Source organism: Streptomyces wedmorensis, from assembly GCF_000716445.1.
In the GTDB taxonomy this organism is placed as follows: Bacteria; Actinomycetota; Actinomycetes; order Streptomycetales; family Streptomycetaceae; genus Streptomyces; species Streptomyces wedmorensis.
Genome location: NZ_JNWK01000081.1, coordinates 1 through 25,087, shown reverse-complemented (window position 1 = coordinate 25,087; position 25,087 = coordinate 1). Strand labels below are relative to the sequence as shown.

Annotated in this window: 22 protein-coding genes and 3 pseudogenes; 13 read left to right on the top strand and 12 right to left on the bottom strand. The window is 69.2% G+C overall.

Annotated features, from left to right (window positions below):
* Nucleotides 1-997 precede the first annotated feature (997 nt).
* The 3 genes from OO54_RS45470 to OO54_RS42780 are packed head-to-tail and all read left to right on the top strand — an operon-like array spanning nucleotide 998 to nucleotide 3,143.
* Entirely contained in the window at nucleotides 998-1,441 is a 444-nt protein-coding gene (locus OO54_RS45470; RefSeq protein WP_051787744.1) for an ATP-binding protein, read from the top strand.
* Between the two features lie 41 nt (nucleotides 1,442-1,482).
* The gene (locus OO54_RS42785; protein WP_051787742.1) at nucleotides 1,483-2,844 is read left to right on the top strand and encodes a tetratricopeptide repeat protein; all 1,362 of its coding nucleotides are present in this window, start codon (nucleotides 1,483-1,485) and stop codon (nucleotides 2,842-2,844) included.
* A complete protein-coding gene (locus OO54_RS42780; protein ID WP_051787740.1) occupies nucleotides 2,817-3,143 on the top strand; it encodes a tetratricopeptide repeat protein in 327 nt (108 codons plus the stop codon). The genes OO54_RS42785 and OO54_RS42780 overlap by 28 nt, the downstream gene beginning before the upstream one ends.
* 313 nt (nucleotides 3,144-3,456) lie before the next feature.
* Here OO54_RS42780 and OO54_RS37835 read toward each other — a convergent pair whose 3' ends face one another.
* Nucleotides 3,457-4,026: a helix-turn-helix domain-containing protein gene (locus OO54_RS37835; protein ID WP_033211555.1), complete on the bottom strand. Its 570-nt coding sequence runs from the start codon at nucleotides 4,024-4,026 to the stop codon at nucleotides 3,457-3,459.
* 139 nt (nucleotides 4,027-4,165) lie between these two features.
* On the opposite strand from OO54_RS37835, the gene OO54_RS37830 reads away from it, so the two are divergent.
* From OO54_RS37830 to OO54_RS37790, 8 genes are all read left to right on the top strand, one after another.
* A complete protein-coding gene (locus OO54_RS37830; RefSeq protein ID WP_033211552.1) occupies nucleotides 4,166-4,945 on the top strand; it encodes an ABC transporter permease in 780 nt (259 codons plus the stop codon).
* On the top strand, nucleotides 4,942-5,658 hold the full coding sequence (locus OO54_RS37825) for an ABC transporter ATP-binding protein (protein ID WP_033211550.1): 717 nt from the start codon (nucleotides 4,942-4,944) through the stop codon (nucleotides 5,656-5,658). The genes OO54_RS37830 and OO54_RS37825 overlap by 4 nt, the downstream gene beginning before the upstream one ends.
* 52 nt (nucleotides 5,659-5,710) lie before the next feature.
* Nucleotides 5,711-6,706 carry an ABC transporter substrate-binding protein gene (locus tag OO54_RS37820; protein WP_033211548.1) on the top strand — a complete coding sequence of 332 codons (996 nt, stop codon included), beginning with the start codon at nucleotides 5,711-5,713 and terminating at the stop codon, nucleotides 6,704-6,706.
* Nucleotides 6,707-6,738: 32 nt separating this feature from the next.
* The gene (locus tag OO54_RS37815; protein WP_033211546.1) at nucleotides 6,739-7,848 is read left to right on the top strand and encodes an aryl-sulfate sulfotransferase; all 1,110 of its coding nucleotides are present in this window, start codon (nucleotides 6,739-6,741) and stop codon (nucleotides 7,846-7,848) included.
* 626 nt (nucleotides 7,849-8,474) lie between these two features.
* A complete protein-coding gene (locus tag OO54_RS37810) occupies nucleotides 8,475-9,836 on the top strand; it encodes a bifunctional o-acetylhomoserine/o-acetylserine sulfhydrylase (RefSeq protein ID WP_078905562.1) in 1,362 nt (453 codons plus the stop codon).
* Nucleotides 9,833-10,999, top strand: a complete 1,167-nt coding sequence (gene metX, locus OO54_RS37805; RefSeq protein ID WP_078905565.1) for a homoserine O-acetyltransferase MetX — start codon at nucleotides 9,833-9,835, stop codon at nucleotides 10,997-10,999. Before OO54_RS37810 ends, metX begins: the two co-directional genes overlap by 4 nt.
* A 472-nt stretch (nucleotides 11,000-11,471) precedes the next feature.
* Nucleotides 11,472-11,651, top strand: coding sequence for a hypothetical protein (locus OO54_RS37795; RefSeq protein ID WP_033211542.1), 180 nt, complete (start codon nucleotides 11,472-11,474; stop codon nucleotides 11,649-11,651).
* Nucleotides 11,652-12,366: 715 nt separating this feature from the next.
* Nucleotides 12,367-12,852 (top strand): DUF1877 family protein, encoded by a 486-nt coding sequence (locus tag OO54_RS37790; protein WP_033211540.1) that lies wholly within the window; start codon nucleotides 12,367-12,369, stop codon nucleotides 12,850-12,852.
* Nucleotides 12,853-13,002: 150 nt separating this feature from the next.
* Here the strand turns inward: OO54_RS37790 and OO54_RS48450 are convergent, their stop codons facing one another.
* The 3 genes and pseudogenes from OO54_RS48450 to OO54_RS44470 all read right to left on the bottom strand — a co-directional run.
* A complete protein-coding gene (locus OO54_RS48450) occupies nucleotides 13,003-13,128 on the bottom strand; it encodes a hypothetical protein (RefSeq protein WP_267888936.1) in 126 nt (41 codons plus the stop codon).
* A 160-nt stretch (nucleotides 13,129-13,288) separates the two neighbouring features.
* A pseudogene (locus tag OO54_RS48940) lies at nucleotides 13,289-13,555 on the bottom strand (DUF5954 family protein); the annotation flags it as partial.
* A 187-nt stretch (nucleotides 13,556-13,742) separates the two neighbouring features.
* Nucleotides 13,743-13,969: pseudogene (locus OO54_RS44470) on the bottom strand (IS5/IS1182 family transposase); the annotation flags it as partial.
* Between OO54_RS44470 and OO54_RS46585 the strand changes: the two are divergent.
* Entirely contained in the window at nucleotides 13,881-14,072 is a 192-nt protein-coding gene (locus OO54_RS46585) for a hypothetical protein (RefSeq protein ID WP_167348171.1), read from the top strand. The pseudogene OO54_RS44470 and the gene OO54_RS46585 overlap by 89 nt on opposite strands.
* A gap of 51 nt (nucleotides 14,073-14,123) precedes the next feature.
* Here OO54_RS46585 and OO54_RS37780 read toward each other — a convergent pair whose 3' ends face one another.
* Genes OO54_RS37780 through OO54_RS42775 form a run of 3 tightly spaced genes read right to left on the bottom strand, consistent with a single transcriptional unit; the run spans nucleotide 14,124 to nucleotide 19,192 of the window.
* Nucleotides 14,124-14,804, bottom strand: coding sequence for an Lsr2 family DNA-binding protein (locus OO54_RS37780; RefSeq protein ID WP_063738367.1), 681 nt, complete (start codon nucleotides 14,802-14,804; stop codon nucleotides 14,124-14,126).
* A 15-nt stretch (nucleotides 14,805-14,819) separates the two neighbouring features.
* Nucleotides 14,820-18,791, bottom strand: coding sequence for an RHS repeat-associated core domain-containing protein (locus OO54_RS42010; RefSeq protein WP_051787734.1), 3,972 nt, complete (start codon nucleotides 18,789-18,791; stop codon nucleotides 14,820-14,822).
* A 5-nt stretch (nucleotides 18,792-18,796) separates the two neighbouring features.
* Complete coding sequence (locus OO54_RS42775) at nucleotides 18,797-19,192, bottom strand: hypothetical protein (protein ID WP_051787732.1); 396 nt, start codon at nucleotides 19,190-19,192, stop codon at nucleotides 18,797-18,799.
* A gap of 644 nt (nucleotides 19,193-19,836) precedes the next feature.
* On the opposite strand from OO54_RS42775, the gene OO54_RS46150 reads away from it, so the two are divergent.
* The gene (locus OO54_RS46150; protein WP_157856590.1) at nucleotides 19,837-20,001 is read left to right on the top strand and encodes a hypothetical protein; all 165 of its coding nucleotides are present in this window, start codon (nucleotides 19,837-19,839) and stop codon (nucleotides 19,999-20,001) included.
* A gap of 557 nt (nucleotides 20,002-20,558) precedes the next feature.
* On the opposite strand, the gene OO54_RS37770 is transcribed toward OO54_RS46150, so the two are convergent.
* The 5 genes and pseudogenes from OO54_RS37770 to OO54_RS37750 all read right to left on the bottom strand — a co-directional run.
* The gene (locus tag OO54_RS37770) at nucleotides 20,559-21,962 is read right to left on the bottom strand and encodes a sulfatase family protein (RefSeq protein ID WP_033211537.1); all 1,404 of its coding nucleotides are present in this window, start codon (nucleotides 21,960-21,962) and stop codon (nucleotides 20,559-20,561) included.
* A 576-nt stretch (nucleotides 21,963-22,538) separates the two neighbouring features.
* Entirely contained in the window at nucleotides 22,539-23,102 is a 564-nt protein-coding gene (locus OO54_RS37765; RefSeq protein ID WP_033211536.1) for a dihydrofolate reductase family protein, read from the bottom strand.
* Nucleotides 23,103-23,430: 328 nt separating this feature from the next.
* Complete coding sequence (locus OO54_RS37760; RefSeq protein WP_033211535.1) at nucleotides 23,431-23,694, bottom strand: hypothetical protein; 264 nt, start codon at nucleotides 23,692-23,694, stop codon at nucleotides 23,431-23,433.
* A gap of 649 nt (nucleotides 23,695-24,343) precedes the next feature.
* Nucleotides 24,344-24,709, bottom strand: a complete 366-nt coding sequence (locus OO54_RS37755; protein ID WP_033211534.1) for an ArsR/SmtB family transcription factor — start codon at nucleotides 24,707-24,709, stop codon at nucleotides 24,344-24,346.
* A 176-nt stretch (nucleotides 24,710-24,885) separates the two neighbouring features.
* Nucleotides 24,886-25,087, bottom strand: a pseudogene (locus tag OO54_RS37750) (hypothetical protein); the annotation flags it as partial.

Below are 25,087 nucleotides of genomic sequence, written 5' to 3'. Positions count from 1 at the left end.
GAAGGGCGGTGTGAGGGTCGAGGTCGGCCCGCCCCGGGGCAGGACCGGCGTGCAGCCCGGTGGCGGGCTGGTCGGTACCCGGCGGCAGGCGCTCACCCTCGGGTTCCGGATGCGTGACGAGACACGGGGAGAGGGCCGGGATCCGGAGACCCGCGGGCGGCTTGGACGCCCGGGACAGCGCGGATGCCGTGGGCGACGGCTCACCTACGGCATCCATCGCCAGGGCGCCGCGGCCCTGGGAGTCGTGAGGTGGATCCGGAACGGCTGGTCCTCGTACGCACAAGTGGTCCCAGTGGGTTGGGCTCTGGTACCTCGTGGGCCCCCACCTCGTTCTTACCGCCCTGCATGTGGTGCGCGACGAGGGCCGCTGGGTGACGGAGGTGACGGCCGGGGTCGGGCACCCCCGCCATGGCCCGGCACCCGTCGACAGGCGGGCCCGCGTGTGCTGGCCCGACACCCGGCGGGGGGTCCCCGCCGACGACGCCTTGGACGTGGCACTGTTGTGGCTCGACGAGCCGGTGGCCACCGATGGTGGCCCCGTGCGGTGGGGGCAGCCCAGCGGGATCGCACCGGTGCCGTTCGAGGGTGCGGGATTTCCCGCCTTCGCTTCACGGCCCGGGAGCGGGGCGCAGGTCGAGTACCTGCGTGGAGAGCTGCCTGTGGTCTCCACGACGTCGTCCGGCTGGGTACTGGACTGCCCCTTGTAGCCGGCCTCCCCGGCCGACGGGCGGCGCCCGTCGGCGGGCGCTTCCGGGTCGGCAGTCTTCTGTTACGGCCGACTGGTGGGAGTGGTGGTCGAGGACGACCGGGCGATGGACTGGCGCCGCATCCATGCCGTCCCCCTGTACGAGGCACTGAGCTTGCCGGATTCGTCGACCTCGTCACCCGCCACGGCCACCCCGGCACCACCGGCACGATCGACGAAGTGACCGCACGCCGAGGAAACGACGCATCGGACGGCGCGGCCTCAGCGGACGATCCCGCGACCCCATGGCCGATGGAAGTGGGGCCGGTACCGAACCTCGCCTCCTCCTTCCAGCCACGCAGCGACCTGCGCGGCCAGGTGGACGCGGTCCGGGCGGCCGGCGGCCCAGGTGCTCTGACCCCGGTCCTGTGCGGCGGGAGCGGAGTGGGCAAGACCCAACTGGCCGCGGCCTTCGCCGTCACAGCGCCGGCCGAAGGCGCCGACCTGGTGGTGTGGGCCACGGCCACCGACCTCCAGAGGGCCATCACCCAGTACGCGCAGGCCGCTGTACGCAGCCGCCTGCCCGGAGCGAGCGGTGACGACGACGAGGCCGACGCCCGTATCCTGCTGGACTGGCTCGCCACCACGACCCGGCGCTGGCTGGTGATCCTCGATGACGTGACCGCCCCCGCCGATCTCGCCGGCTGGCGGCCGGCCGTACGGGCACGGGCTGGGTCCTGGCAACGACCCGGCTGAAGGACGCTCGGCTGACCGGAGGCGGCCGGACCCGCATCGACGTGGACGTCTACGGGCCCGACGAAGCCGAGGCGTACGTCCGCTCACGCCTGCGCGGCGACGGCATGGACCACCTCCTGGGCGACCGCGTCTCCGCGCTCGCCGGGGCCCTGGGACGACTGCCGCTGGCCCTGAGTCACGCGGCGGCCTTCCTGATCAACGAGGAGTTGACGTGCACGGCGTACCTGGCACGCTACGCCGACCGCCGGACGCACCTGGAGCAGATACTGCCGGAGAGCGCCGACACCGAGGGCTACGGATACCGCATCACGGCGGCGCTGCTGCTCTCCCTGGACGCTGTCGAAGCCGCCGATCCCGCCGGATACGTCGTCACAGTGCTGCGCGCGAACACCGGCGCGCTGGTCGACCACGCCAACGATCACCTGTGGCAACCGGATGCGCACCAGACCCTCTCCCGGGCTGGCACCAGTCTCATCGACGCCGGACTGAGCTCCGCCGCCACCGCGTTCTGGCAGGACACGACGAGGGACTCCGAACGGCTGTTGGGAAGTGACCACCCCGACACCCTCACCATCCGTGCGAACCTCGCCGTGGCCCTCTCGCTGGAAGATCGTGCGGAAGAGGCCCTGGCGATCGAAGAGGAAGTGCTCGCCGTTCGCGAGCGCGTGCTGGGGAAGGACCACCCCGACACCCTCTTGAGCCGGAGCAACCTCGCCGTCATCTACCGGGACGCGGGGCGTGTCACCGAGGCCGTTCCCCTCATGGAATGCGTTGTGGCGGACAGTCGGCGAATCCTGGGCGATGAACACCCCTGCACCCTCGCGGACCGCGGGAACCTCGCGATCGTCCTCCGCAAGACGGGCCGCATCACCGAAGCGATCGCCCTCGCCGAACAGGTCCTGGCCGACCGCGAGCAGTTCCGGAGCAATCCTCAGGACATACTCAACACCCGTATCAGCCTCGCCATCAGCTACCAACAGGCAGGTCGGACAACAGAAGCCCTCGCGCTCGAGGAGAGAGTCCTCGCCGACAGCCGACAGCCGACAGCCGACAGCCGGCAACTGCTCGGCGAGGACCACCCGGCCACCCTCACCGCACGCGGCAACGTGGTCTCCTCCCCTCTGGCACTGGGCCGCCCCGAGGAAGCGGCGCAGATCGAGGAGGGGTTGCTCGCCGATCGGCTGTGCGTGTCGGGTGAAAACCATCCGCACACCCTCATCGCCCGTGCCAGCCTTGCCGCCTCCTACCAGCGTGCAGGCCGCCTCGCGGAGGCCATCGCCCTCCAGGAGGACGTCGTGGCCGCCAACGAACGACTGCTTCCGGCCGACGACCCAGACGTTTTTCCGATCTCGGCAACCTCGCGGTTTCCTACCGAATGGCCAACCGCACCCCCGAGGCCGTAGAGCTCGCGGAGAGAGTGCTCGCCGGCCGGCAGCGCGTGCTGGGCGAGAACCACAAGGACACCGTCCGCGCCCGTGCCGATCTGGCCCGCTCGTACGTGCGGGCGCGCCGCATCGAGGAGGCCGTAGCGCTCCTGGAACAGGCAGTGGCCGGCTCCGAGCGGCTGGTGGGCCTCGACCACCCGGAGACCGGCACGCTACGCACCGAATTCGAGAGTCTGCGCGAACAACTGGCGGCCACCACCGACCCGAAGCACGCCCCCGAAGAACCGCCTGACGTGCCTGGGGATCACGGCCCATAGCGGCTCGGACACATCACCGGCCGGACCACGAGCGCCTTCCCGCGTCGTGTGCGCCGGCGGCCCTTGCTGCGGGAGGCAGTACCCGGCAGCGGCCCGAGCAGTCCTGCTCGATACCGCGGGTCCTTGACGACGATGGCCGTCGCCCCGGAACGACGAGCCCCGGCCGAAGCCGGCGATCCCGCGCGCCACGAGTCCCGGGAAGCCTCCGTGGCCGTCACGGCCTGCACCACGTGCCACGGCCTGTGCCCGAGCCACCCCCTGCACCACGCGCCACGGCCGACCCAGGCCCGGTCGAGCGCCGCCGAACAGAGTGTCAGGCGTTGGCGATGACCAGCAGGGTGCGGGCGGCGGTCGGGCCCGCCAGGCGGCAGCGGTGCGGAACTTCGCCGCGGTGGTGAGCGCTCTGGCCGGCGCGCAGGGTGAGCGGTTCCTCGCCTTCGACCTCGAGGACGATCTCGCCTTCCAGCACGTAGAGGAAGTCCTCGCCAGGGTGCTCGAACCAGCCGCGTTCGCCGCGGCCGGGTTCGAATCGGTGCTCGTATGCCTCCATCAGGGTGCTGCGCCCGCCGGGGATGAGCACCTGGGCGGTCTGTCCCGCGGCCTCGTTGACGCGGATGACCTGGGGGTCGCTTTCGTGGCTGACCGCACCTGGTCGCGTCGGCGGCCGGAGGAAGGTGCCGGGGGTGACGTCCAGGGCTTCGGCGATCCGGTAGATCGAGCTGAGACTCGGCGTGGTGAGTCCGCGTTCCAGCTGGCTGAGGAAGGGCTGCGAGAGGCCGGAGCGGTCGGCGAGAACGGCCATGGAGACGCCGCTCTGTTTGCGGCAGTTGCGGACCACCCGTCCGACCTCGATGGCCTCGGGTGTGGGTTCGGGGCGAGACACGCAGGTGAACGTACCGCATCGCCGATCCGGGGCTTGTGGGACCGGCGACGTTTCATGCCGCCGCAACACCCCCTTCATAAGCGTGGTCAATTATTGACCTCGCTTATGAGAGTCGTGAATCCAGCAAGGAGCCGCCCCCGTGCACGCCACCCCCTCACCGCCCGGCCGATACCGCGGCAGACTCGGTCCTGCCCTGGGCGTGGCAGGTGCCGTGCTCACGCTCTGGTACCTGCTCGCCCGCTCGGGTGCCGTGGCACCCGGCCTGCTGCCCACGCCCGCGCAGACCGCCGCCGCGCTCGCGGACAGTGCATGCAGCGGCGCTCTGGCCGCTGACCTCGGCGCCAGCCTTGCTCGTGCCGGACAGGGCTTCGCACTGGGCGCGGTCGTGGGAAGTGCGCTCGGCTTCGCCACCGGCTACCTGCCCCGACTCTCCGCCGCCGTCACCCCCCTGATCTCCTTCCTGCGGCCGATCCCGGCCATCGCGCTGGTACCGCTCGCGACCGCTTGGTTCGGAATAGGAGAGACGGCCAAACGCCTGCTCATCGCTTACGCCGTGCTGCTCGCCGTCTGGCTCTACGTCCACGACGGGGTCTCCCGGGTACCGGTCTCCCACCTCAGAGCGGCCCGGTCGCTGGGGGCACCGCTGCACCGCAGGTTCATTGAGGTACTGCTGCCCGCCGCCGCACCCGCGCTGCTCGCCGCGCTGCGGTACGGGGCGTCGGTGGCACTGCTCGCCCTGGTGGCCGCGGAGCTGGGCGGTGCGGACAGCGGGCTGGCCTACCGCCTCCAGGTGGACGGCCAGTTCCTGCGCGTGGACCGGATGTTCGCAGGACTGCTCGTACTCGGGCTGCTCGGCGTGACCATCGACCTCCTCCTGGCCGCGGCCGGCCGTCGCCTCGTCCACTGGAGCACCTCATGAGCCTGGAGGTACGACTGGAAGGGCTCTCGGCCCACTACGGAGACACCCGCGTTCTCGACCGCACCGACCTGCGGCTCCCGGCCGGCTCGTTCACCGCGCTGCTGGGACCCAGCGGTTGCGGAAAATCCACCGTCCTCAATCTGGTGGCCGGATTCGTCCGGGCATCCGAAGGCAGGGTGACGGCCGGATCGGCCCCCGTGCGCGGCCCGGGACCGGAGCGAGGCGTGGTCTTCCAGCACTACGCGCTCTTTCCTTGGAGAACCGCTCGCGGCAACGTCGAGTTCGCCCTCAAACGACTCGGCCTGCCGCGTCCGGAGCGCCGACGCCGCGCCCTCGCGGCGCTGGCGGAGGTAGGGCTCGCTGACGGCGCCGAGAAATACCCCGCACAGCTCTCCGGCGGCATGCAGCAGCGTGTGGCGCTCGCCCGCGCGCTGGCCGCCGAACCGGAAGTACTGCTGATGGACGAACCGTTCGGGGCCCTGGACGCACTGACCCGGACCCGGATGCAGCACCTGCTCCGAGCACTGTGGCAGCGCCGCGGTACCACGGTCCTCTTCGTCACGCACGACATCGACGAGGCGCTGGCGCTCGCCGAGCGCGTCATCGTCCTCGGAGGCACCCCCGGCCGGATCCTGGCCGACCACACCGTGCCCGCCGGATCCGGCGACCCGGACCTCCGCGCACTGATCGCCCACCATCTCGGCTCCGACTGAAGCGCCCTGCGACCCCGGAAACCTCCCCACTTCGTCCCCGAGAGGACACCCCATGACCAGACCTCGCACGATGGCCGCCCTCCTGATGACGGCATTGCTCTGCGCCCTCACCGCCGCCTGCGGCACCGGCACCGACCCCACGGACGGAGGCCGCCCCGCCGTCTCGATCGCCGCCAGCGACTACCTCGGCGGAGCCCCCCTGTACGTCGCCCAGGAGCGCGGGCTGTGGGCCGCCGAGGGGATCGACGCCACGGTGACGACCCAACCCACAGGGCGTGACGCACTGAACGCCGTGCTCGGCGGCCAGGCCCAGCTCGGCGTCGTCGGTGACCTGCCCGCGGTCTCGGCCGCTCTGGGTGGCCGCGAGCTGCGGATCGTAGCCGACCTGTCCCGCTTCTCCGACTGGCGCCTGCTGACGAGGACCGACCGGAAGATCACCGGCTTCGACGACCTGAAGGGCCGCAGAATCGGCGTCCCGCAGGGCACCAACGTCGAGTACGCGCTCTCCCGCATGCTCGCCTCGGCACGGCTGACGACCGCGGACGTGACGGTGGTCAACCTCGCCCCGAACCAGATCACCCCGGCCCTGGCCCGTGGTGACGTCGACGCCGGCGTCACCTTCCCCAGCTTCTACGACCCCACCCGCGCCACCCTCGCTGACCACTACGCCGAACTCCCCTTCACGGGCTACACGGCCCGGACCCTGCTCGTCGCGGGCCCCGAGGCGAGCGAGGAGACCACCACCGCGGTGCTGCGGGCACTGCGCAAGGCCCAGCGGGGGATCGCGGCGGACCCGCCCGCCGCCCGCAAAGCCGTACTCGCGCAGTCCAAGGGCGCTCTCCAGGCCGACCACGTGGACTCCTTCCAGCCCCGCTACGCCTACGGCGCGACCCTCACGCCCGAACTCCTGGACGACCTGGCACAGGAGGCCGCCTGGGCGAAGACCGCCCAGAACCTGCCGGGCTCCGCAGACCGAACCGTGCTGCTCAAGCACCTGAACCCCGCGCCCCTCACGGCTGCCGACCCCACTGCCGTCACCATCCGCTGACCCCCCACCCCACACCACCGGAGGAACCCCCCATGACCGTCGACCAGAACACCCTGCGCCGCCGCGGCGTCGGCCTGATCGCCCACGACCCCGCCCGCAGCTACGGTGGGTACACCCTCTACACGCCGATCACCAGCGCCGGGGAGATCCACCTCGTCGACATCGAGGGCCGCCCCGTCCACACCTGGAACTCCCCACACCCGCCCGGCCGCCAGGCGCAGCTCCTGCCCGACGGCAACCTCTTCTACGCCGCCAAGGACACCGCCAGTCCGACACTCTTCCCCATCTGGGACGTCTACCACGGCGGCATCTTCCAGGAACTGGCCCCCGACTCCACGGTCCTGCGCGAAGCCCGGCACCCCTTCCACCACCACGACGCCTCCCTCCTGCGCAACGGCAACCTCGTCATCACCGCCGTCGAACCCCTGGACCCGGCCGACGCGGCCCGCATCCGCGGAGGCATACCCGGCTCCGAGGCGCCGGGCGGAGTGATCTACGGGGACGTGGTCTACGAACTGACATGGGAGGGGCGAGAAGTATGGCGCTGGGCCGCCATCGACCACCTCGACCCCGAGGAGTACCCGCTCGACCCGCACTTCGCGCGAGAACACTGGCCCATGGCCAACACCGTCAACGAACGCGCCGACGGCTCCCTCGTGGTGGGCTTCCGCAGCGCGTCCTCCACCATCGCCATCGACCGCGTCGACGGCTCCGTACCGTGGCGTATCGGCCCGGACGTCCTCGCACAGCAGCACTACCCCCACGAGCTGGAGGACGGCAACATCCTGGTCTTCGACAACGGCACCTACCGTGACACCACCTCCGTGCCGTATTCCCGGGTTCTGGAACTGGACCCCCGCACCGGCAAGGAAGTCTGGTCGTACCAGGACAACCCCCCGCAGAACTTCTACAGCCCCTACATGTCCAGCGCGCAACGCCTCCCCAACGGGAACACCTTCATCGCCGAGGGCTCCTTCGGACGACTCTTCGAGGTGACATCCACCGGGGACGTAGTGTGGGAGTTCGTCGTCCCACAGTTCCGGTCCTTCGCCGACGGCGTGGGCCTGGAGTCCTCGGCAGGCGCACAGAACTCCGTCTTCCGCGCGTACCGCTACTCCGCCGACCGGCTCCCCTGGCTGTAACACCCCGGCGTGGCGCCCGGGCACCCCGCTCAGCGGCGACGAGACGGACAGCGAGCGACGGCGGTTCCGACGAGGGTGACGCAGTGCCCGGTCCACGTTCGAAGCGCCGGCAGCCACTCGGGCAAGGACATCATCCGCTCGCGTAACCAGCGGTGCAGCGGCGGGTGATGCGGCACGATCCGACCGAGGCGCAGCCATCCTCGCCGGCGGTCGGAGTCGTAGCCCTCGGCACGAGAACGGCCGGGCGACGGGCCCGGCCCCCGACGGGAGCGGCCTGGCGGTGGTTGCCGCCAGGCGCAGCCCGAGGTCGCACCGGACGGTGATCGCGGCCTGGCGAACTGCGCCGAGCAGGGGCCCGGCGATTCATGAACATTGAATGTCGTAGGTGCCGAGGCCCTGGCCGGTGGCGGCCGCGTGTGTGTTTCCTTGAGTCCATGACCGTGATCGCGACCCGCCGCTGTGTACGCCATGTGCGTGTCGCTGCCACGGGTTGTCGTGCCGTGAGCTGACGCTCCGCTCCGGTCTTTCCTCTTCTCTCCCTCTCCCGCGACGCACGTTCTTACGCGTACGCAGGGACATGGCAGCACGCCGAACTCACCACTCCGCAATCCCGTACGAGGAGCACGATGAGCCAGCCCACAGACTCCGTCACCGCCGGCCACGGACCCGAGGGGACGTCTGCCGGCCCCGACACCTCGGCCTGGTCGTTCGAGACGAAGCAGATCCACGCCGGGGCCGTGCCGGACCCGGCGACCGGAGCACGGGCAACGCCGATCTATCAGACGTCGTCGTTCGTGTTCCGGGACACCCAGCACGCGGCCGACCTCTTCTCGCTCGCCGAGACCGGCAACATCTACACCCGCCTGCACAATCCCACCCAGGACGTCTTCGAGCAGCGGATCGCCGCGCTGGAGGGCGGAGTCGCGGCCGTGGCGCTGGCTTCCGGGCAGGCCGCGGAGACGCTTGCGATCCTGACGCTGGCGAGCGCCGGCGACCACATCGTCTCCAGCGCCTCGCTCTACGGAGGCACCTACAACCTGTTCCGGCACACGCTGCCGAAGCTGGGCATCGAGGTGTCCTTCGTGGACGACCCGGACGACTTCGACGCCTGGCGGGCGGCGATCCGGCCTGATACCAAGGCGCTGTTCGCCGAGACGCTGGGCAACCCACGCGGCAACGTGCTCGACGTACGGGCCATCGCGGACATCGCCCATGAGGCAGGCGTACCGCTGATCGTGGACAACACGGTGCCGACTCCCTACCTGCTGCGACCCATCGAACACGGCGCGGACATCGTGGTGCATTCGGCGACCAAGTTCCTCGGCGGCCACGGCACCACCATCGCGGGTGTCGTCGTGGATGGCGGCACCTTCGACTTCGGCGCCCACGCCGAGCGGTTCCCCGACTTCAGCGAGCCGGACCCGAGCTACCACGGGCTGCAGTACTGGCCCGCACTGGGCCCGGGCGCCTACGCGGTCAAGCTGCGCGTGCAGCTTCTGCGCGACCTCGGCCCGGCGCTCTCCCCGCACTCTGCGTTCCTGCTCCTCCAGGGCGTGGAGACGCTCAGCCTGCGCATCGAAAGGCACTCCGCCAACGCGCTGGCACTGGCCGAGTGGCTGGAGCAGCGCGACGAGGTCGCCGCCGTCCACTATCCGGGCCTGGAGTCCAGCCAGTGGCACGAGACGGGGCGGACGTACCTGCCGCGCGGTGCGGGCGCGATCGTCTCCTTCGAGCTGAGGGACGGCGTCGAAGCGGGCAAGCGGTTCGTGGACGCGGTCGAACTGTTCAGCCACCTCGCCAACATCGGCGACGTACGCAGTCTGATCATCCATCCGGCGTCCACGACCCACAGCCAGCTGGACGAAGAGCAGCTGGCCGCGACCGGGACCTCGCCCGGCCTGGTCCGGCTGTCGGTCGGCATCGAGAACCTCGCCGACCTCAAGGCCGACCTCGAGGCCGGTTTCCGCGCGGCCAAGGGCGTGTCCTGAGCACTGCACACGCCACCGGGGTTCCCCTCCCACCGGCTTCCGGGGCCTGGCGGGAGGGGGACCCGCCCGGCCGGCGCCGGTGGCACGCGCCCGACAAGCCGCTGCCACTGGAGGCCGGCGGCGAACTCCCCGGTGTGCGGATCGCGTTCGAGACCTGGGGCCGCCTCGCACCAGATCGGTCCAATGCCGTGCTCGTCCTGCACGCCCTCACCGGAGACAGCCACGTCGCCGGAACCAACGGCCCCGGTCATCCGACCCCCGGCTGGTGGAACGGGATCGTCGGTCCCGGCCTGGCACTGGACACCGACCGCTGGTTCGTCGTCGCCCCGAACGTCCTGGGAGGCTGCCAAGGAAGCACCGGACCGGCCTCCCCGCGTCCCGACGGACGCGGCAGCTGGGGCAGCGCCTTCCCGTTCCTGACCCCACGCGACCAGGTCGCCGCCGAAGCCGAGTCGGCCGACGCGCTGGGCATCGAACGGTGGGCGCTGGTCATCGGCGGCTCGATGGGCGGAATGCGCGCCCTGGAGTGGGCCGTGTCCCACCCCGACCGCACCGGCGCGCTGCTCCTGCTCGCCACCACGGCGGCGGCGAGCGCCGAGCAGATCGCCTGGGCGAACATCCAGCTCGGCGCCATCCGCAGTGACCCACACTGGCACGGCGGCAACTACCACGACACCGGCCACGGCCCCGACACCGGACTCGGCCTGGCCCGCCGACTCGCGCACGTCACCTACCGCAGCGAGCCAGAACTCGCCGGCCGCTTCGGCCGATCGCCGCAGAACACGGAGCACCCCTGGCACGGCGGCCGATACCAGGTGGAGTCCTACCTCGACCACCAGGCCGCCAAGCTCGTGCGACGCTTCGACGCAGGCAGCTACGTCGTGCTTTCCGAAGCCATGAACAGCCACGACGTCGGCCGCGGCCGCGGCGGCACCCGGGCCGCCCTCAGCCGCGTCACCGCCCCCACCCTGGTGGCGGGAGTCGACACCGACAGGCTCTACCCACTCGCCCAACAAGCCGAGCTGGCCGCCCTCATACCCACCGCAAGCCACCTCAGGGTGATCGAGTCACCGCACGGACACGACGGGTTCCTCACCGAGACAGAGCAGGTGTCGGCCTTGGTGAAGGAGATCCTCGCAGTAAACCACCGACTCGATCCCTGACCGGCCCCGCCCGGAACCATCGTGAGCCACGAGCCCGTCGAGTACTCCGCGTGGGGAGATGGAACGCTTCACCGATCGGATCGGAACGGTGTCCTCATCCAGGTACTCGTCATGCCGGCGTAGCCCTCTCGGATCCAGACAGGGGAATGGGCCAGGCCGGTGAGGCCGGTGCGGTGGGTATGCTGCCCGACCCGCGGTTCCGGCCATGCCGAACACCCCGGCGCCGGCTATTGCGGCAACAGCCACCGCTCCTCGCTCATCACCGCCGAAATCGGCCGCTGCCTCCTCGCCAGAGGCTGATCAGCATACGCGCGACGTCCGAGGGAGACCCGGACGAACGCCGATCGCGAGACCTGCGAGCGATAACCGCGGAAGCCCGGCCACACCACAGCGACCGCCCACGGCATCCCCCGACCCCGCGCGTCCTGGGCCGCCCTCAAGCCCCCCACCAGCTCCAGTCGTTGGACATCCCATGCGCCTCTTCTTCTGCACCTTCGCTGCGGCCCTCGTCCTCGGGGGACTCGTCCTCGGAATCACCGGCAGCTCCGTGGCCGCAGCCGCCTGCGCCGCCTACGTGGTGGTCGTGATTCCCCTCGCCGTGCTTGTGGGTCGCGCGATCCGCGGCCGCTCCACCCCTCCTTCCTCCGACTGAAGGAGTCCTCCGTACAAGAGGGAGCCCGATGCGGGCCTGGGACAGACGATCTGCAACTCCGCGAACCACCACGGCCACGCCACCTACGACGTCTCCCTCGAGTACAGCGACGACAAGAAAGACTCCGTCCCAGGTACATCCAGCTCGGTACCTACGACCGCCGACGACAACGTTCTGTCCATACGATGCCCGACAAGCACGCCTGGAACCAGCAGCAGCGACGCCGCCAAGGATTCCTCCCCTGACCCCGACCGACGACCCCATCCGACTCTGCCCACCGCCCACCGCCCACCGTCCACCGGCGCGCCGGCCGTCTACTGGCAAGCCGTCGAGCAGTCCCTCGGCATGACGCCTGCCCGCCGACTGCAAACAGCTCGCTGATGTCTAAGGCCCTGGTTCCTTCTGCGGGTTCCTCCACCTGTACCAGCCGGACGCGCCGACCGAGCGGGTCGACCTGGTCGGCCCCATGCCGTCCACGATCCGCCGACGGCTCCAGCACGACCACGGCAGCGGAACCCACCCCGTACCGCACAACCCACAGCAGCTCTCATCTGCCGGCGCCGATCGAGAACGCTGCCGACGTCCTGAAACGTGTCGCGAAAGTTCGGCCGGATGGCGCGAGTCGATATCGACGACACGTGGTTGTCAGTGTCAGCCAGTAGGTTCTGCCCGTTCGGCCCGACAGGTGGGCCGTGGAGCTGAGGGACTCGTCGTAGTGAGCATCTACCTGCATTTTCGTGCTGTGGCTGAGTCCGAGATCCGGGACGACCACACTTGGCTTGCTGCGTTCATGTCTGACGCTTGGGAAGACCACGTTGACGAGTACGCAGCGGGCATCACCTGCTCGATCAACAAGGGCTGGGACTCCGTCAACGACCTCTATGCAGCAGCCGCTACCCACGACAGAGACGCCGACGAGCCCTGGATACTGCCGATCTACGGCGGCCGCCCCGTGCCGCACAGCGCTGACGCCGACCCCTCCGATCCTCCGCTGATGCTTCTGGATCCGCCGGGGGTGTCACAGGCCGCGCGTTTTCTCGCGATGGTCTCTTTCGACGAGCTGTGGAACGTTGTCGGCGCCAGGTTCAGCGCCCTCGGCTGGACCAGGCAGGATCTCCTCGACCACCACAGGAACCTCCAAGGGTTCTACGGGCGGGCGGCTTCGGCGGGGCACGCCGTGGCCAAAGCGGTGTGGGCTTGAGACGCAGCCAGGTGCTGGTTACATCCATTCAGCGCATGGGCTCCTGCTCGGAGTGGAACTGGCGGCTCGGTTCGGGGGCCACCCGCAGTACGACCGGCTCCTCGCGGCCGGCCAGGTCGATGCGGTAGGCAGTGTCGTACGTGCCGCCGCTCAGCTCCGTCGCGGACGAACCTCGGTGCCGGGCCCGAAGGCGCGTCGGGCGACCGCCAGGATCTGGCGTTCGGTCAGGCCCTGCTGAAAGGCGTTGGCGGACCGCTCGATGACGTGGAGTTCCACGGGGCTTCCTTCCGGGCTGTGAGGACTTCGGGGAAGTGAGTGTGGGTTCGTTGACCCAGGCCCTGCGGCTGCGGGGCCGGCCGTTGCGTTCCAGCACGACAACGAGCTGCGAGGGCTGCATCGCGGCGGCGATGCTGATGGCACGGCGGATGTCGGAGGGGCGGGGACCTTCTGGTCCGTCGGGGCCCCAGCGCAGCAGGCGGCGGGCGCGGGCACTCCGGTGGACGGTGCCGTGGACCTCGACCTCGTTGAGCTGATTGGTGCCGAGCCGGTCTGCTGCGTCGCCGAACACCGCCGGCTCGGCGGCCGAGCTGGCGTTCTCAGCGACGATGCTGCGCGCGTCGACGTCTGGCTCTGCGTCGTGGGGGGGGGCAAGCCGCGTTTGCGTGGTTCCCACCAGGTCAGGACGAAGGCCAGGGTCCGGCATGCATCGTGCCCGGTGGCCAACAGGCCGCTGCCCGGCGCCCAGCGCTCGGTGCTGGACCGCTCGACGATGCGGGGCACAGCCGGTCCTCACCGACGAGCGGACGACCGAAGACCTCTGATGCACGCCGGCAGGATCCTCTGATGGCGGCCGGGAGCACTACGACATCACTCCGGACACCCGAGTCCGGCTCGACGCGGGTCCGGACCTGCTTGTGGGACTTGTTGTGCTCCTCTTTCCAGCCGCGGGGTTCGGTCTGACCGCGCTCGCGGCGGTGCGGGGGGACCAGTCCGGTGCCCGGTAGCCGCCGTCGGCGATCGTGCGGGTCTTGCCGACGGCGTCCTCGGCGGACCGCTTACGGGCCTGGAGCGCGAGCATCGGCCCGAGGTGGTCGATGATGCGGTCCGCCGCCGACCTCCTCCAGGCCGCGTCCCGTGGCGACCGCCCCGGTCTGGTTGCCCCGCTGCGCGACGTTGTCGACAAGATCACCATCATCGGATTCGTGTTGCCGCACGATTGACGCGGACACGAAGGGCGTGGCTGCCACTGCAAAGTGGGCGGGAGGCGTGCGTCAGCCGGGATTCTCCTGTTTCCATGCCTCGATGATTTCGATCGGGATGCGTCCGCGTTCGGGCAGGTCGTATCCGTTGGCATTGGCCCAGTCGCGGATGGCGCGTGTACTGACGGCTGTCCGGGCGCCGGCGACCGGTGTGCTGCTACGGAGAGTCGAAGGGGTGAAGGCGGGTCCGCTGCCAAGGAGATCCCTGGGGAACATGGGGACGCTCGTGGTCCCGCTGAGAACGCCGGCGAGGAAATCGGTCAAGGACCCGTTGTAGGTGAACCAGGGCGCGCGCAGCGCCTCGTTGACGGCGATGGTCCACGCGTCCGGGGTGTCGGCGGGCTGGGTGACCCAGAAGAGGTAGTCCCCGTTGCCGGTGACTCCCATGGCGAAGAGGTTCTCGGGGGAGTGCGGCAGTTGCCAGGGGTGTCGTGCGGCCTGCCGGACCTCTTCGATCTGCGCACGCAGACGCGCCGGCATGGGGCCGGTCAGATCGGCCCATTCGCTGGGGGCATGCGGCTGGTAGAGGGTGATGAATCCGCAGAACTGGCCTGGCCCGTATCTGGTGATGAGCTCCTTGTAGTCCTGGGGCAGGTCCATACCCAGCGTGTCTTCGACCTGTGACCAGTCGGGAGCAGGCGGAACGGCGGCAGGAGGCGGACACAGCGCGGTCAGCGCGGCGAGAGAAGTCATCGGTTTCCTCGGTGGTTAAGGACGGCGCCTGGGACGCGGCTCAAGGTGGGCGGGGTTGTCGAAGAAGGTTCCCTCGTCGAACAGAAGGTTTCCGTCGCGGTCCTTCTTCGTGCCGAACGCCTCGACCTGGATGGTCTTGGGAGGTGAATCGGGATCGTCGTCTGCGTACTCCAGGTACACGCTGTACTGGACGACGTCGTGGTCGTAGACAGCGTCGTACACACGCTGCTCGAACATGCTCATCTCCGGCGTGTTCGTCGGGTTCTGGGAGATCGTGAACAGGTTGTCGTCGTGGTCGCCGGACCCGCCGAGCTGCCGCGCCAGCATGTGCCCGCGGGCCTGTCCCTTGTCTGACTGGTACCCGGGAGGGATGATCGAGTTCCGGGCATGCGTGCCCTCGTCGAGCATGTTGCGTGTGATCACCGCGTGCATCTCGAAGGGACGCCCGTGCTCGTCGCGGACCCACCTGACCTGGCCTCCCCACGTGGGATCCGGCTCGCAGGCCGCCAGGCCCAGAGGGTCCGACAGCACGAACGGGTTCACGACGTAGGAGTAGTGGTTGATCGACGGAGCGATACCCAGAGGGTCGGGCGACAGGTACCTGCCTACCTCGGGGTCGTAGTACCGGTTGAAGTTGTAGTGCAGACCTGTCTCGGGGTCGAAATACTGGCCCGGGTACCGCAGCGGGGTGTATGCGGTGCTGTTGGTGTTCCATTGAGTGGCTCCCCAGGCGGTACTACGGGCACGCCAGGCCAGTGACCCGTCGGCCGAGACCAGCTCAGTGGGACTGCCCACGAGATCGGTGACGATCGCGAAGAAGCGACGGTCGACTTCCCGCTGCGTGCCGTCGGTCTTCGTCTCACGCTGGCCGAGGGGCCGTGCTCCGACGTAGTCCCACACCAGGGTCGCGTCCTCGCCCCGCTGCTCGGCCAGCTGCGCGCCATCCCAGCAGAACGTCGTAGTCTGCGTGACCTCCTCGTCCTCCCGGCCGAGGCGCTGCTTGGACAGGCGGCGCCCGAGAGCGTCGTAGAGGTAGCGCCAGCGATCCCCTTCAGGTGTCTGCACCTGGATGAGCCGGTCTTCCGCGTCCCACTGGAAATGCCAGGTCAGCGTCGCGCCGCTGAGAGTCTTCGTGCGCCGGAGGGTGAGACGGCCCTGCGCGTCATAGCTATAGCGCGTGCGCCCTGCCCGAGCCAGACGCGTACCTTCGTAGTGCCGGTCGCCGGAGGCCGCCTGACCCGGTGCCTGGGCGCAGAGCGCTGTGCGGCTCTGGTCGCCGGCAGCGTTATAGGCGTACCGCTCCGTCCAGCCGCGGGCCTGAACCTCACGCACGCGACTGGCGGCATCCAGCGCGAAGGTGCGGCGCCCCGCCAGGCTGTCCTCGACACTCGTCGGCACGCCGTCGGCCTGGTAGGTGTAGCTTCTGCGCAGCAGAGGCGACCGGTCGTTGTCCAAGGCCATGTGGGTGACCCGGCCGACCGGATCCCAGTCCTGCCGCATCTCCAGGGCATCGTCGACGAATCGCGCGGTCTCGCGTCCGAGTGCGTCGCGTTCGAACCGGAAGACATGGTCCCCGGCCGTGTAGGAGGCAAGGCCACTCGGCGCGTATTCCATGCGGCTCTCAGCACCGGAAGGTGTGCGCCTGGCCACGCGGCGACCGAGGGCATCGTAGGCGAAGGACATCGCGGCGCCGTTGACCGTCTCCGAGACGACGCGTCCCAAAGGATCTCTCTCCAGCTGGATGCGGGAGTGCGCGTTCACGATCTGTGCGACGTGGCCGCTCTCGTCGTGGTCGAAGTGCGAGGCCGAACCGTCGCCGTGCCGGATGCAAGTGACGCGGCCCAGAACGTCGCGGTCGAAGCTGAGGCTCTGGCCCGCGGCGTTCGTCCGCCGGACGACACGGCCACAGGGGTCGCGCTCGTACGTCAGCATGCGGCCGTCGAAATCCCGCTCTGCCACGAGCCGGCCCGCGGCGTCATAGCTGTACTCCCACACCAGGCCGTCGGCGTTGGTGACTGCAGTCAGTCGCAGCTCTGTGTCGTGGGTGAAGCGGTAACTGCTGTCCTCGCCCGTCTGCGTACCGAGCAGCAGGTCGAAGGGGCCGGAGGAGTGCGTGGAGGTCCGGCCCATTCGGTCGGTGTGAGAGACCAGGTTGCCCTCGCCGTCCCACGTCCATTCCTCGCGACTGCCGTCCGGCAGTTCACGCCAGGTGAGCTTGCCCTCCACGCTCCAACCCTGCCGAACGACCCCGCCGACAGCGTCGACAACCTCGACAACACGTCCGAAGGCATCGCGTGTGCACGAAGCGGTCGACCCATCGGGCCGGGTGAGCTGTAGGCGGAGTCCAGCGGCGTCGGTCGTGATGCGTGTGGAGGCTCCCAGCGCATCCCGCACGAGACACAGGTGCCCACGGGGGGTGAACGCGTACTCCGTGCGGGCGCCGGCCGGGTCCACGGACACGATGAGGTTCCCACGCTCGTCATAGCCGTAGGAGCGGGAAATCCCGGCACGCTCGGTGATCACCTCAGGCTGATGCAGCTTGCTGTAGGTGGCGGTGGTCCGCACGCCATCCGGCGCGACAAGTCCGACGAGATTGCCGTGCTCATCGCGCTCGAAGCGGGTGGAGCGCCCCAGCGCGTCCGTCTGGACCAGCAGATGGTCGTGGGCGTCGAACTCGAAACGTGTGGCGTGACCCAGAGGATCGATCTCGGCTGTGATCTGGAGAAGACCGTTGACGACGTACGTGGTCGTCGCGCTCTGCGAGTTGGTGTACCGGGTCACCCGGTCGCCGGTTTCCGGGTGGACACCGTAGGCGAACGTCGACGACAGACAGCCGTCGGGGCCGACGGTAGAGATCACGCGGCCCTCGGCGTCGTAGACATACCGGAACGTCGAGTCGTTCCGGTCGGTCCAGGAAGTGATCCGGCCTTCCGGGCTGTAGGTGAATCGCATGGGCAGGCCGGAGGAGTTGGTGACCTCGGTGAGGTCGCCCAGGCCGTCGTATCCGTATTCCAGGACAGTGACCGGGCCTTCGGCGGTGCGCAGGGAGAGTTCGCGGATGCGAGTGCCTTCGGCCGTGAGCTGGACGGTGTAGCCGCCGTCGTGGGTGACCACGGTGGGGGTTCCGTCCGGGCGGCGGGAAAAGGTGATCCGGTTGTGGTTTCTATCGGTCAGGCTGGTCAGCCAGTAAGCGGGAGAGGCGCGGTAGGGGCTACCCGTGAAGGAGCGGGTCAACCCGGTGTGAAGGTCAGTCGTGATGTAGGTGGTCTCGTCTTCGCTCTGACCGCCATGGATCAGGGCGATCCGGGGGCCGTCCACAGGCAGGACCGGGGTGCCGTCCGGGAGGGGGCGACTGGGATAGACCAGAGTGGAACCGTCCTCGCGTGCCCAGATCACTCCGGCACCGGGCACGTCGAGTTCGAGACGTTCATCGAGGGTGGAGGCCCAACTGCGGCCGAAGAAGTGGCCGAAGCGGTACTCGGAGAGATGGGTGCGGCGAAGGATGAGGGGAAGGACCCCGGGAAGAGACAGGTCGGTCTGGGGGAGAGTCATCTCACCCGTCGCCACGTCGACCGGGTCGTTCGCGCACTTCTTCTTACTGAGCTCGATCCCGTGCCGGCGCGGGTCGGACTTCACCTCGCGCAGCGAATCAGGCTTCAGACGCGCGTCCTTGTCCCTGCCACCACGATCGCCGGGATTCTTACCCCGATTCCGGTCATCGTGTCCGTCCTTGCGCTGCCGCGCGAGTCGGTCCCGGGTGGCGTCGTCGTTGTTCTTGTGGTCGGTGGATATCCGCTTGACGGCCTTGGGCAGAGTCTCGCCGACGTGGTCACCCATGGTCCTGGCGGACTTCACGAGGGCGCCCATGGCCTTCTCGATGACCGGGTCGAGGGCGTCGGCGATGTCGTCCCGGCCCTTGTTGCGGCCCTGGTGTCCCTTGGCCTTGGTCAGCTTTCCGGCGGTCTTGCCGTGGATGCCGGCGCTCACACCGTTCAGTCGGGTACCGGCCTGGTCGTGCTCGTCGTGCTCGATGTGGAAGCCCTTGCCCCCGACGCCACCCCCGCCTCCTCCATCGCGGCCGTGATGAGCTTCAGCAACTGCTTCTTCGTGAACGCGATCGCTCCGGCACCGAGCAGCGCGGACAGACCACCGGTCACCGGGATCAGCGCCATGGCGAGGCCGGTCTGACCGGCGAGCACGCCCAGCTCGACGAGCGCCTTCCCCTTCATGACCTCGATCGCGCCCGCCGCCATGTCGAGTGCGTCCGCGATCGTACGGGCCGCGGACACCATGTCCTTGAAGTGGTACGCGTCCTCGTCGACGTTGGGCCAGTTCACCCCCACCAGATCCAGCAGTGTGTCCGCCCAGTCCGGCACCGTGACAGCCATGACGTGAAATCCCCCGTCGGATGATGATCAGTCAGCCGAACAGTCCTACCACGGTGTCTGGACGACGTGTAATCCGCTACAGCAACGTTTCCGGATGGATGGCGTAAAACACCCGCAGTCTGATGAACGCAACAGGTCACGCGCTTACACATTCAACGGGACCTGCGCAGCAAACCGTGAACGTCGTCGCACATGCGACTGGGCCCCAGAAGGTACGCGACACGGCCTCGCAGAGCTCGGCAAGCCGCCACCGGCGCCCCATCGACCACATCAGGCACACTGTCGCGCGTGCGCAGGGTGCCCGGTGAACTGGGAGTGACCACCACGCTCTATGCCGACCTACAGCGCTGACGGGACCCCAAGGCACTGCCGATTGCCTTGGCGGGCCGCCGTTCCTGCCCCGCACGGCTTTGCGATGCGGGGCAGGGGCCCTATCTGTTTGGCCAAGCCGGGTGAGGATGGTCGGCATGACTGATCGGGACCGGTTGGGGCGGACGGTGATGCACTATGCGCCTGCCGATGGGGACGCGGATTGGCCTGTGGGTACTCCTGGCAGGAGGCGCCGCGTTTCCTCTCCGGGACGGTTGTTCATCGCGGATCGAGGAGCCTGAGATCCGGGTTGCCGGGGACGCACGGACGCTCGCTTGAGTGTGCCTGGTGCGGCGGGCCTCCGTGTCGGAGAGGACCCGGGCAACACCGAGTCGACCCTCACCCCCGAGACGTGCTCCTCGACCTCGCCCATGGAACTCCTGACCGTCGACGGAACGGACTACGAGCCCTACCCCGGGATGCCCACGACGGCGGCGTGACCCCCTACGGCACATACCTGGTCTGGGCCGACCGGGCCCGTCGCGCCGAGGCAGCCCGTCAGGACGCCGCGGATTCCCGTCGCTGTCACGCGGTCGGCGGCGGGCGGACCACGATCCGTGCCGCCCTGTGGCTGTCCGGACGCGCGGACAGTACGCCGGGGCCGTTCCGCCCTCTGCCCGCCGCCGAGGAGCGGCACCTGGCCCGGGTCGCGTCCGGCACGCCCGCCCGGGCGGAGTCCACGCTCGCCCTCGCGGACATCCGGCGCGAGCTGACCGCCGCGCACCCGCGCCACTGCGGCGGGACGATCGAGGGTACGGCAGCGCCGGCGCGCAGCCAGTGGCGCGGTACAAGGGGTGCGGAGCGATCTGGTCCGAGAGCGGAGTGGTCGCCGCCTGATCAGACAGTGGCCTTCCGGCACTCCTGCTCGAATGTCCGCAGCAGATTCTGCGGGTTGAGCTGGTCAGCCTTGGACTATGGGGCCGGCACCCGCGCCACAGGGTGCGGGTGCCGGCCGGCGGTACGGGACGTGCCCGGTGGCGTGGCCGGGCGCGTCGGGTCAGGCCACGCGGTCGGCGGCGAGCTGGGCGGCCAGGGCGGGGATGCCGAGGGCCTGCTCCTGGGCCGGCGTGGCCTGATACAGGCTGTTGGTCAGCTGGTAGGGGTCGTTGACCAGGTCGTAGTACTCGCGGAACTTGACCTGGCCGGTACCGGACACCGTGCCGTTCGCGTCGGTCGTCAGGTCGTAGTACTCGGTGTACTGCTTGTCCTTGGCCACGTACGAGGACCAGGTCGGGGCCCCGCCGGTGCCGGTGCCCTGCTTCCACCACTCCACCAGCAGGTGGTCACGGCTGTAGGAGGAGAGCAGGGACCGGCCGTCCTGCGGGGCAGTGGGGGTGATGCCGGCCGCATCGAGGATGGTCGGCGCGATGTCGATGTTGGCGACGATGCGGTGGTCCGGGGTTCCCGAACCCAGTCCGCCGGCTGGCCAGGAGAGGTAGAACGGCACCTCGTGTGCCGGGCGGTAAGGGACGGACTTGGCGGTCCAGCCGTGGTCTCCCCAGCTGAAGCCGTTGTCGCCGACGTAGATGACGAGGGTGTTGTCGAGCTGCCCGAGGGCCTGGAGCTTGTCCTTGAAGGCCTGCACGGCGTCGTCGACGGAGAGCAGGGTACGGAGCTGTTCGGCGCGGATGGTCCGGCCGTCGGCGAGGGTGCCGGTGGCGTTCTTGATGTAGGCGGGCTTGTCGCTGCGGTCGTTCTCGGGGACGGAGGGGCGGCCGTTCCAGTCGGGGACGGGGGTGCCGGCGTACTTCGCCTCGGGGGTGCGCGGGCCATGCGAGGCGTAGGGCGTGACGTAGGCGAACCAGGGCCTGGTGTCGGTGGTGGCCTTGTCGAGGAAGTTCAGGGTGCGGTTCTTGACGATGGTGGTGGTGTAGCCGTTGATCGTCTGGACGGTGCCGTTGACGTTCCACTGGGCGTCGACGTATCCGGGCTGGAGGAGGGCGAAGTCCTCGAAGTGCGGCGGGTTGTCGGCCAGGTTCCAGGAGTTGAGGTACTTGCCGAAGAGGCCGGTGCGGTAGCCCGCCTGCTTGAGGTACTTCTGCACGGTGGTGCTCTGGTCGAGCGAGTGCGAGGCGCCGTTGTTGCGGACGCCGTGGTTGTGGGCGTGGCGCCCGGAGAAGACGCTGGAGCGCGAGGGCGAGCAGAGCGGGGTGGTGACGTGGCCGTTGGTGAATTTCACGCCCTGGTCGGCGAGCCAGGCGACGGTCTTGGGCAGGGCCCATTCGGTGTGCTTGGGCTGGTCGTCGGTGACGATCAGCAGAATGTTGGGGCGGCCGGCGGCAGCGGCAGGGCCGGCTACGGCGACCTGCGCGAGGGCGGGTACTGCGGTCGCGGCCGCCACGGCGGCAGCGCCGCCGAGGAAGCCTCGCCGGCTTACCTGCGGGCGTCGGTTCTCGCTCATGATGTCCGTTCCTCTTGGGTGCATCTGCACAGGGGGCACGGCGGACGTACGGACGGTGCGACGCGTCGGCCGTGGTGCGGGAAGGGGAAAAGACGGGAGTCAGGCGGGGGCGCCAGGTGGGGATCCCGTGGGGGAGAGGGGCGCGTTCAGCGCGCCGGTGCGACCGTACACAGGGCGCTCGCCATGTGTCCCTGGTCGACGTGGCGGCGCGCAGTGAGGATTCCTGCTGCCATGGCGATGAGGGTATGGGAGCAGCAACTTGCTTTCCATGTACGGCAGATGAAATGGGAAACGGCCCCGGCTTCGTTGCTGGCGGTTTTTCCCCCGGGCGGACTGGAGGCGTACCGCGTTAGCACCCGAGGTTCTTCGCCCAGTGGGCATGGACACATGGGCTCGCGTGATCAAGAGGACCAGAGCCGTATATCGGGCGGCTACCTGGCACGGTTCTGTGGGAGCCCGAGGGGTGTGATTCTCTCGGGAACGCCACCGCCCGGTATTAACGGGGTGCGGGCCCGATGGCACATCGGTGGCACCTATGCCGTCTTCGTGAGACTCGCTGGTCGTGGGCGCTGTTGCTCAGCGCTTCGTCTCGTACCTGGTCAGGACCACGCCGCCGGGAAACATCCGCGTCTCCACCAGGTTCAGGTTCACCCAGTGGTCCAGCGCAGTGAAGAACGGCGTGCCGCCGCCCACCAGCACCGGATGGGCGGCGATCACGTACTCGTCGATCAGCCCGGCCTGCATGGCCGCCCCGGCGAGCGTCGCGCCGCCGATGTCCATCGGGCCGCCGTCCTCGGCCTTGAGCCGGGTGATCTCGGTGACCGCGTCGCCGGTGACCAGGCGGGTGTTCCAGCCGACCTTGTCGATCGTCGAGGAGAACACCACCTTCGACATGTTCCGCCAGCGGCGCGCGAACTCGATCTCCGACGGGGTGGCGTTGGGCTGCTGGTCACCGGTCGGCCAGTAGGAGCTCATCGTCTGCCACAGCTTGCGCCCGTACAGTGACAGGTCGGTCGCCTGCAACTGGTCGGACCAGAACTGGAACAGCTCGTCGCTCGGCACGCTCCAGCCAATGTCGTCGCCAGGCGCGGCGATGTAGCCGTCCAGGGTCAGGTTCATGCCGTAGATCAGTTTCCGCATGGCACCAGCCTTCCGTCAGTCGGTCTCACGCGTACATACCGGCGCGGCGCGGGAAACTCATCGGTGCGCGATCTGAGCTCACAGGTAGTCCTCCTGCTTGGGACTCAGCGTGGTGTACTCGGCCGGCTCGGACAACACCCTGATCCCGACTTCGCCCGCGCGAGGAAATGCCACGGATTTGAGACTGATCATGGGTGACAAGGCCGTGAGACAGCCAAGAACGCCCAGGTCACGCAACATCGACATGTCACGAGTGCCGAGGCCCTACATCTCCCAGGCTATGCCGCAGAGCTTCGTGATCGCACGCCCCGACGGGCCGCTGGAGGCGTCAGCTGCCGGTGACCCTCACCCGCGGCTCGTAGCGGGCGCCGGTGCTGATCGCCTCCGCCTGCTCGGCCGGGTCCGTGCCCGTGAAGCCGAGCAGCGCGGCATCGGCAGCCGCGCGCAGGAGGGGCACGATCTCGGCAACCGGCTGGCCGCGGTGCGTTTCGACGAGGTCGGCGTAGGCCTGCTGGTACGGGGCGCCGTAGGTGCTGGCGGGGTCGTGCAGCAGGTGGTCCAGGCGCTGCGCGCTGACGGTGATCTCACCCACGACCCGCTCCCGAGCATCCGGCGGGCAGGAGAGGATTCCGGCCTTCGTGCTCACGACGGTACGAGCCGGGTCTGACAACGCGACCCCCGGGCGCTGAGGGCCGCAGCAGGGAGGGGTGTCGGTTCCTCTCTGCTACGGACGCCGTGCGAAGTGGCCGGGGCACCGGCCGGGACGTGGCCGGCATCCGCCCCCGCAGGCGCCGGAGCGGGGAGAGGGGGCAGGGGACCGGTCCCGGCGTACGGAGGTCTTCATGGTCCGGCCCGGTCCCGCGCCTCTCCCCGCAGCGTCTGGCGCAGCTCCTCGGCGCCTCTCGGCTGCGGGTGGCGTTGTACGCGGCGCGCGTCCCGCAGCCGGTCCACTGCCGCATGCAACCGAACTTTGGGGGCCGGTCGGACGCGGGGCGCGCCGCGCGCCCGTGCCGGTATTGCTGGCGCTGGAGTTCCCCCCCCGGATCTTGGACAGCTTGATACGGGGAACGATTCTCCTGGCAGGCGCGGCCTTCCTCCCCCGCGACACCCTGACTGTCTGCCGCCGTCGCCCCTGACCCCGCACCGCATTGGCTCTGCGTGCGAGGTCTCTGCCGGAAGATGCGGGCGGTGGGCGGACCGACGATGTCGCGGGCAGCTGTAGGGAGTATCAGGTCGGATTGTCACCGTGTGGGCGGAGGCACGTGTATCTCGGTGTCGGTCTCGGTGTGCCGGAGTTCGGCGAGGAGTTCGCTTTGCCCGGTGAGGAGTTCGGTGAGGATGCGTCGTGCGGCACGCAGGAGTTCGGCTACGTCGCCGCCGGCGAGGGCGTAGTTGACCGTGGAACCCTCACGGATGGAGATCACGATGCCGGACCGGCGCAGCACCGCCAGTTGCTGGGAGAGGCTGGAGGGTTCGATCTCGATCTCGTTGAGGAGTTCGCGTACAGGCACAGGGCCGTTCTGGAGCAGTTCCAGTACGCGGATTCTGACGGGGTGTCCGAGCATGCGGAAGAACTCGGCCTTGGCCTGGTACAGCGGCACCTGCATGCGACAACACTCCCACTCGGGTACGAAACTTCCAAGGCCGGTCGGCCAGACCTTCAGTGCAGCCCCCATCCTTCCGTTTCCCGGCTCCCGTCACCCTGGGCTGACCATATTCAGATGTGCAGAGTTGAAGACTTTTTCAACTCGTGGGCATACGGGAGCCGGGAAACAGGAGCGGCCTACACCTCCAGTTCGGCTTCGATGCGCTTGAGCTGATGCCTGGCCATGGCCAGGTTCGCCCGGCTCTTGTCCAGGACGATGTACAGGAACAGGCCGTTGCCCCCGCGGCCCCTGAGCAGCCGGATGAGGTGGTACTGGCTGCCGAGGGTGATCAGCACATCCTCGATCTCCTCGTTGAGGCCCAGCAGCTCTATGGCGCGG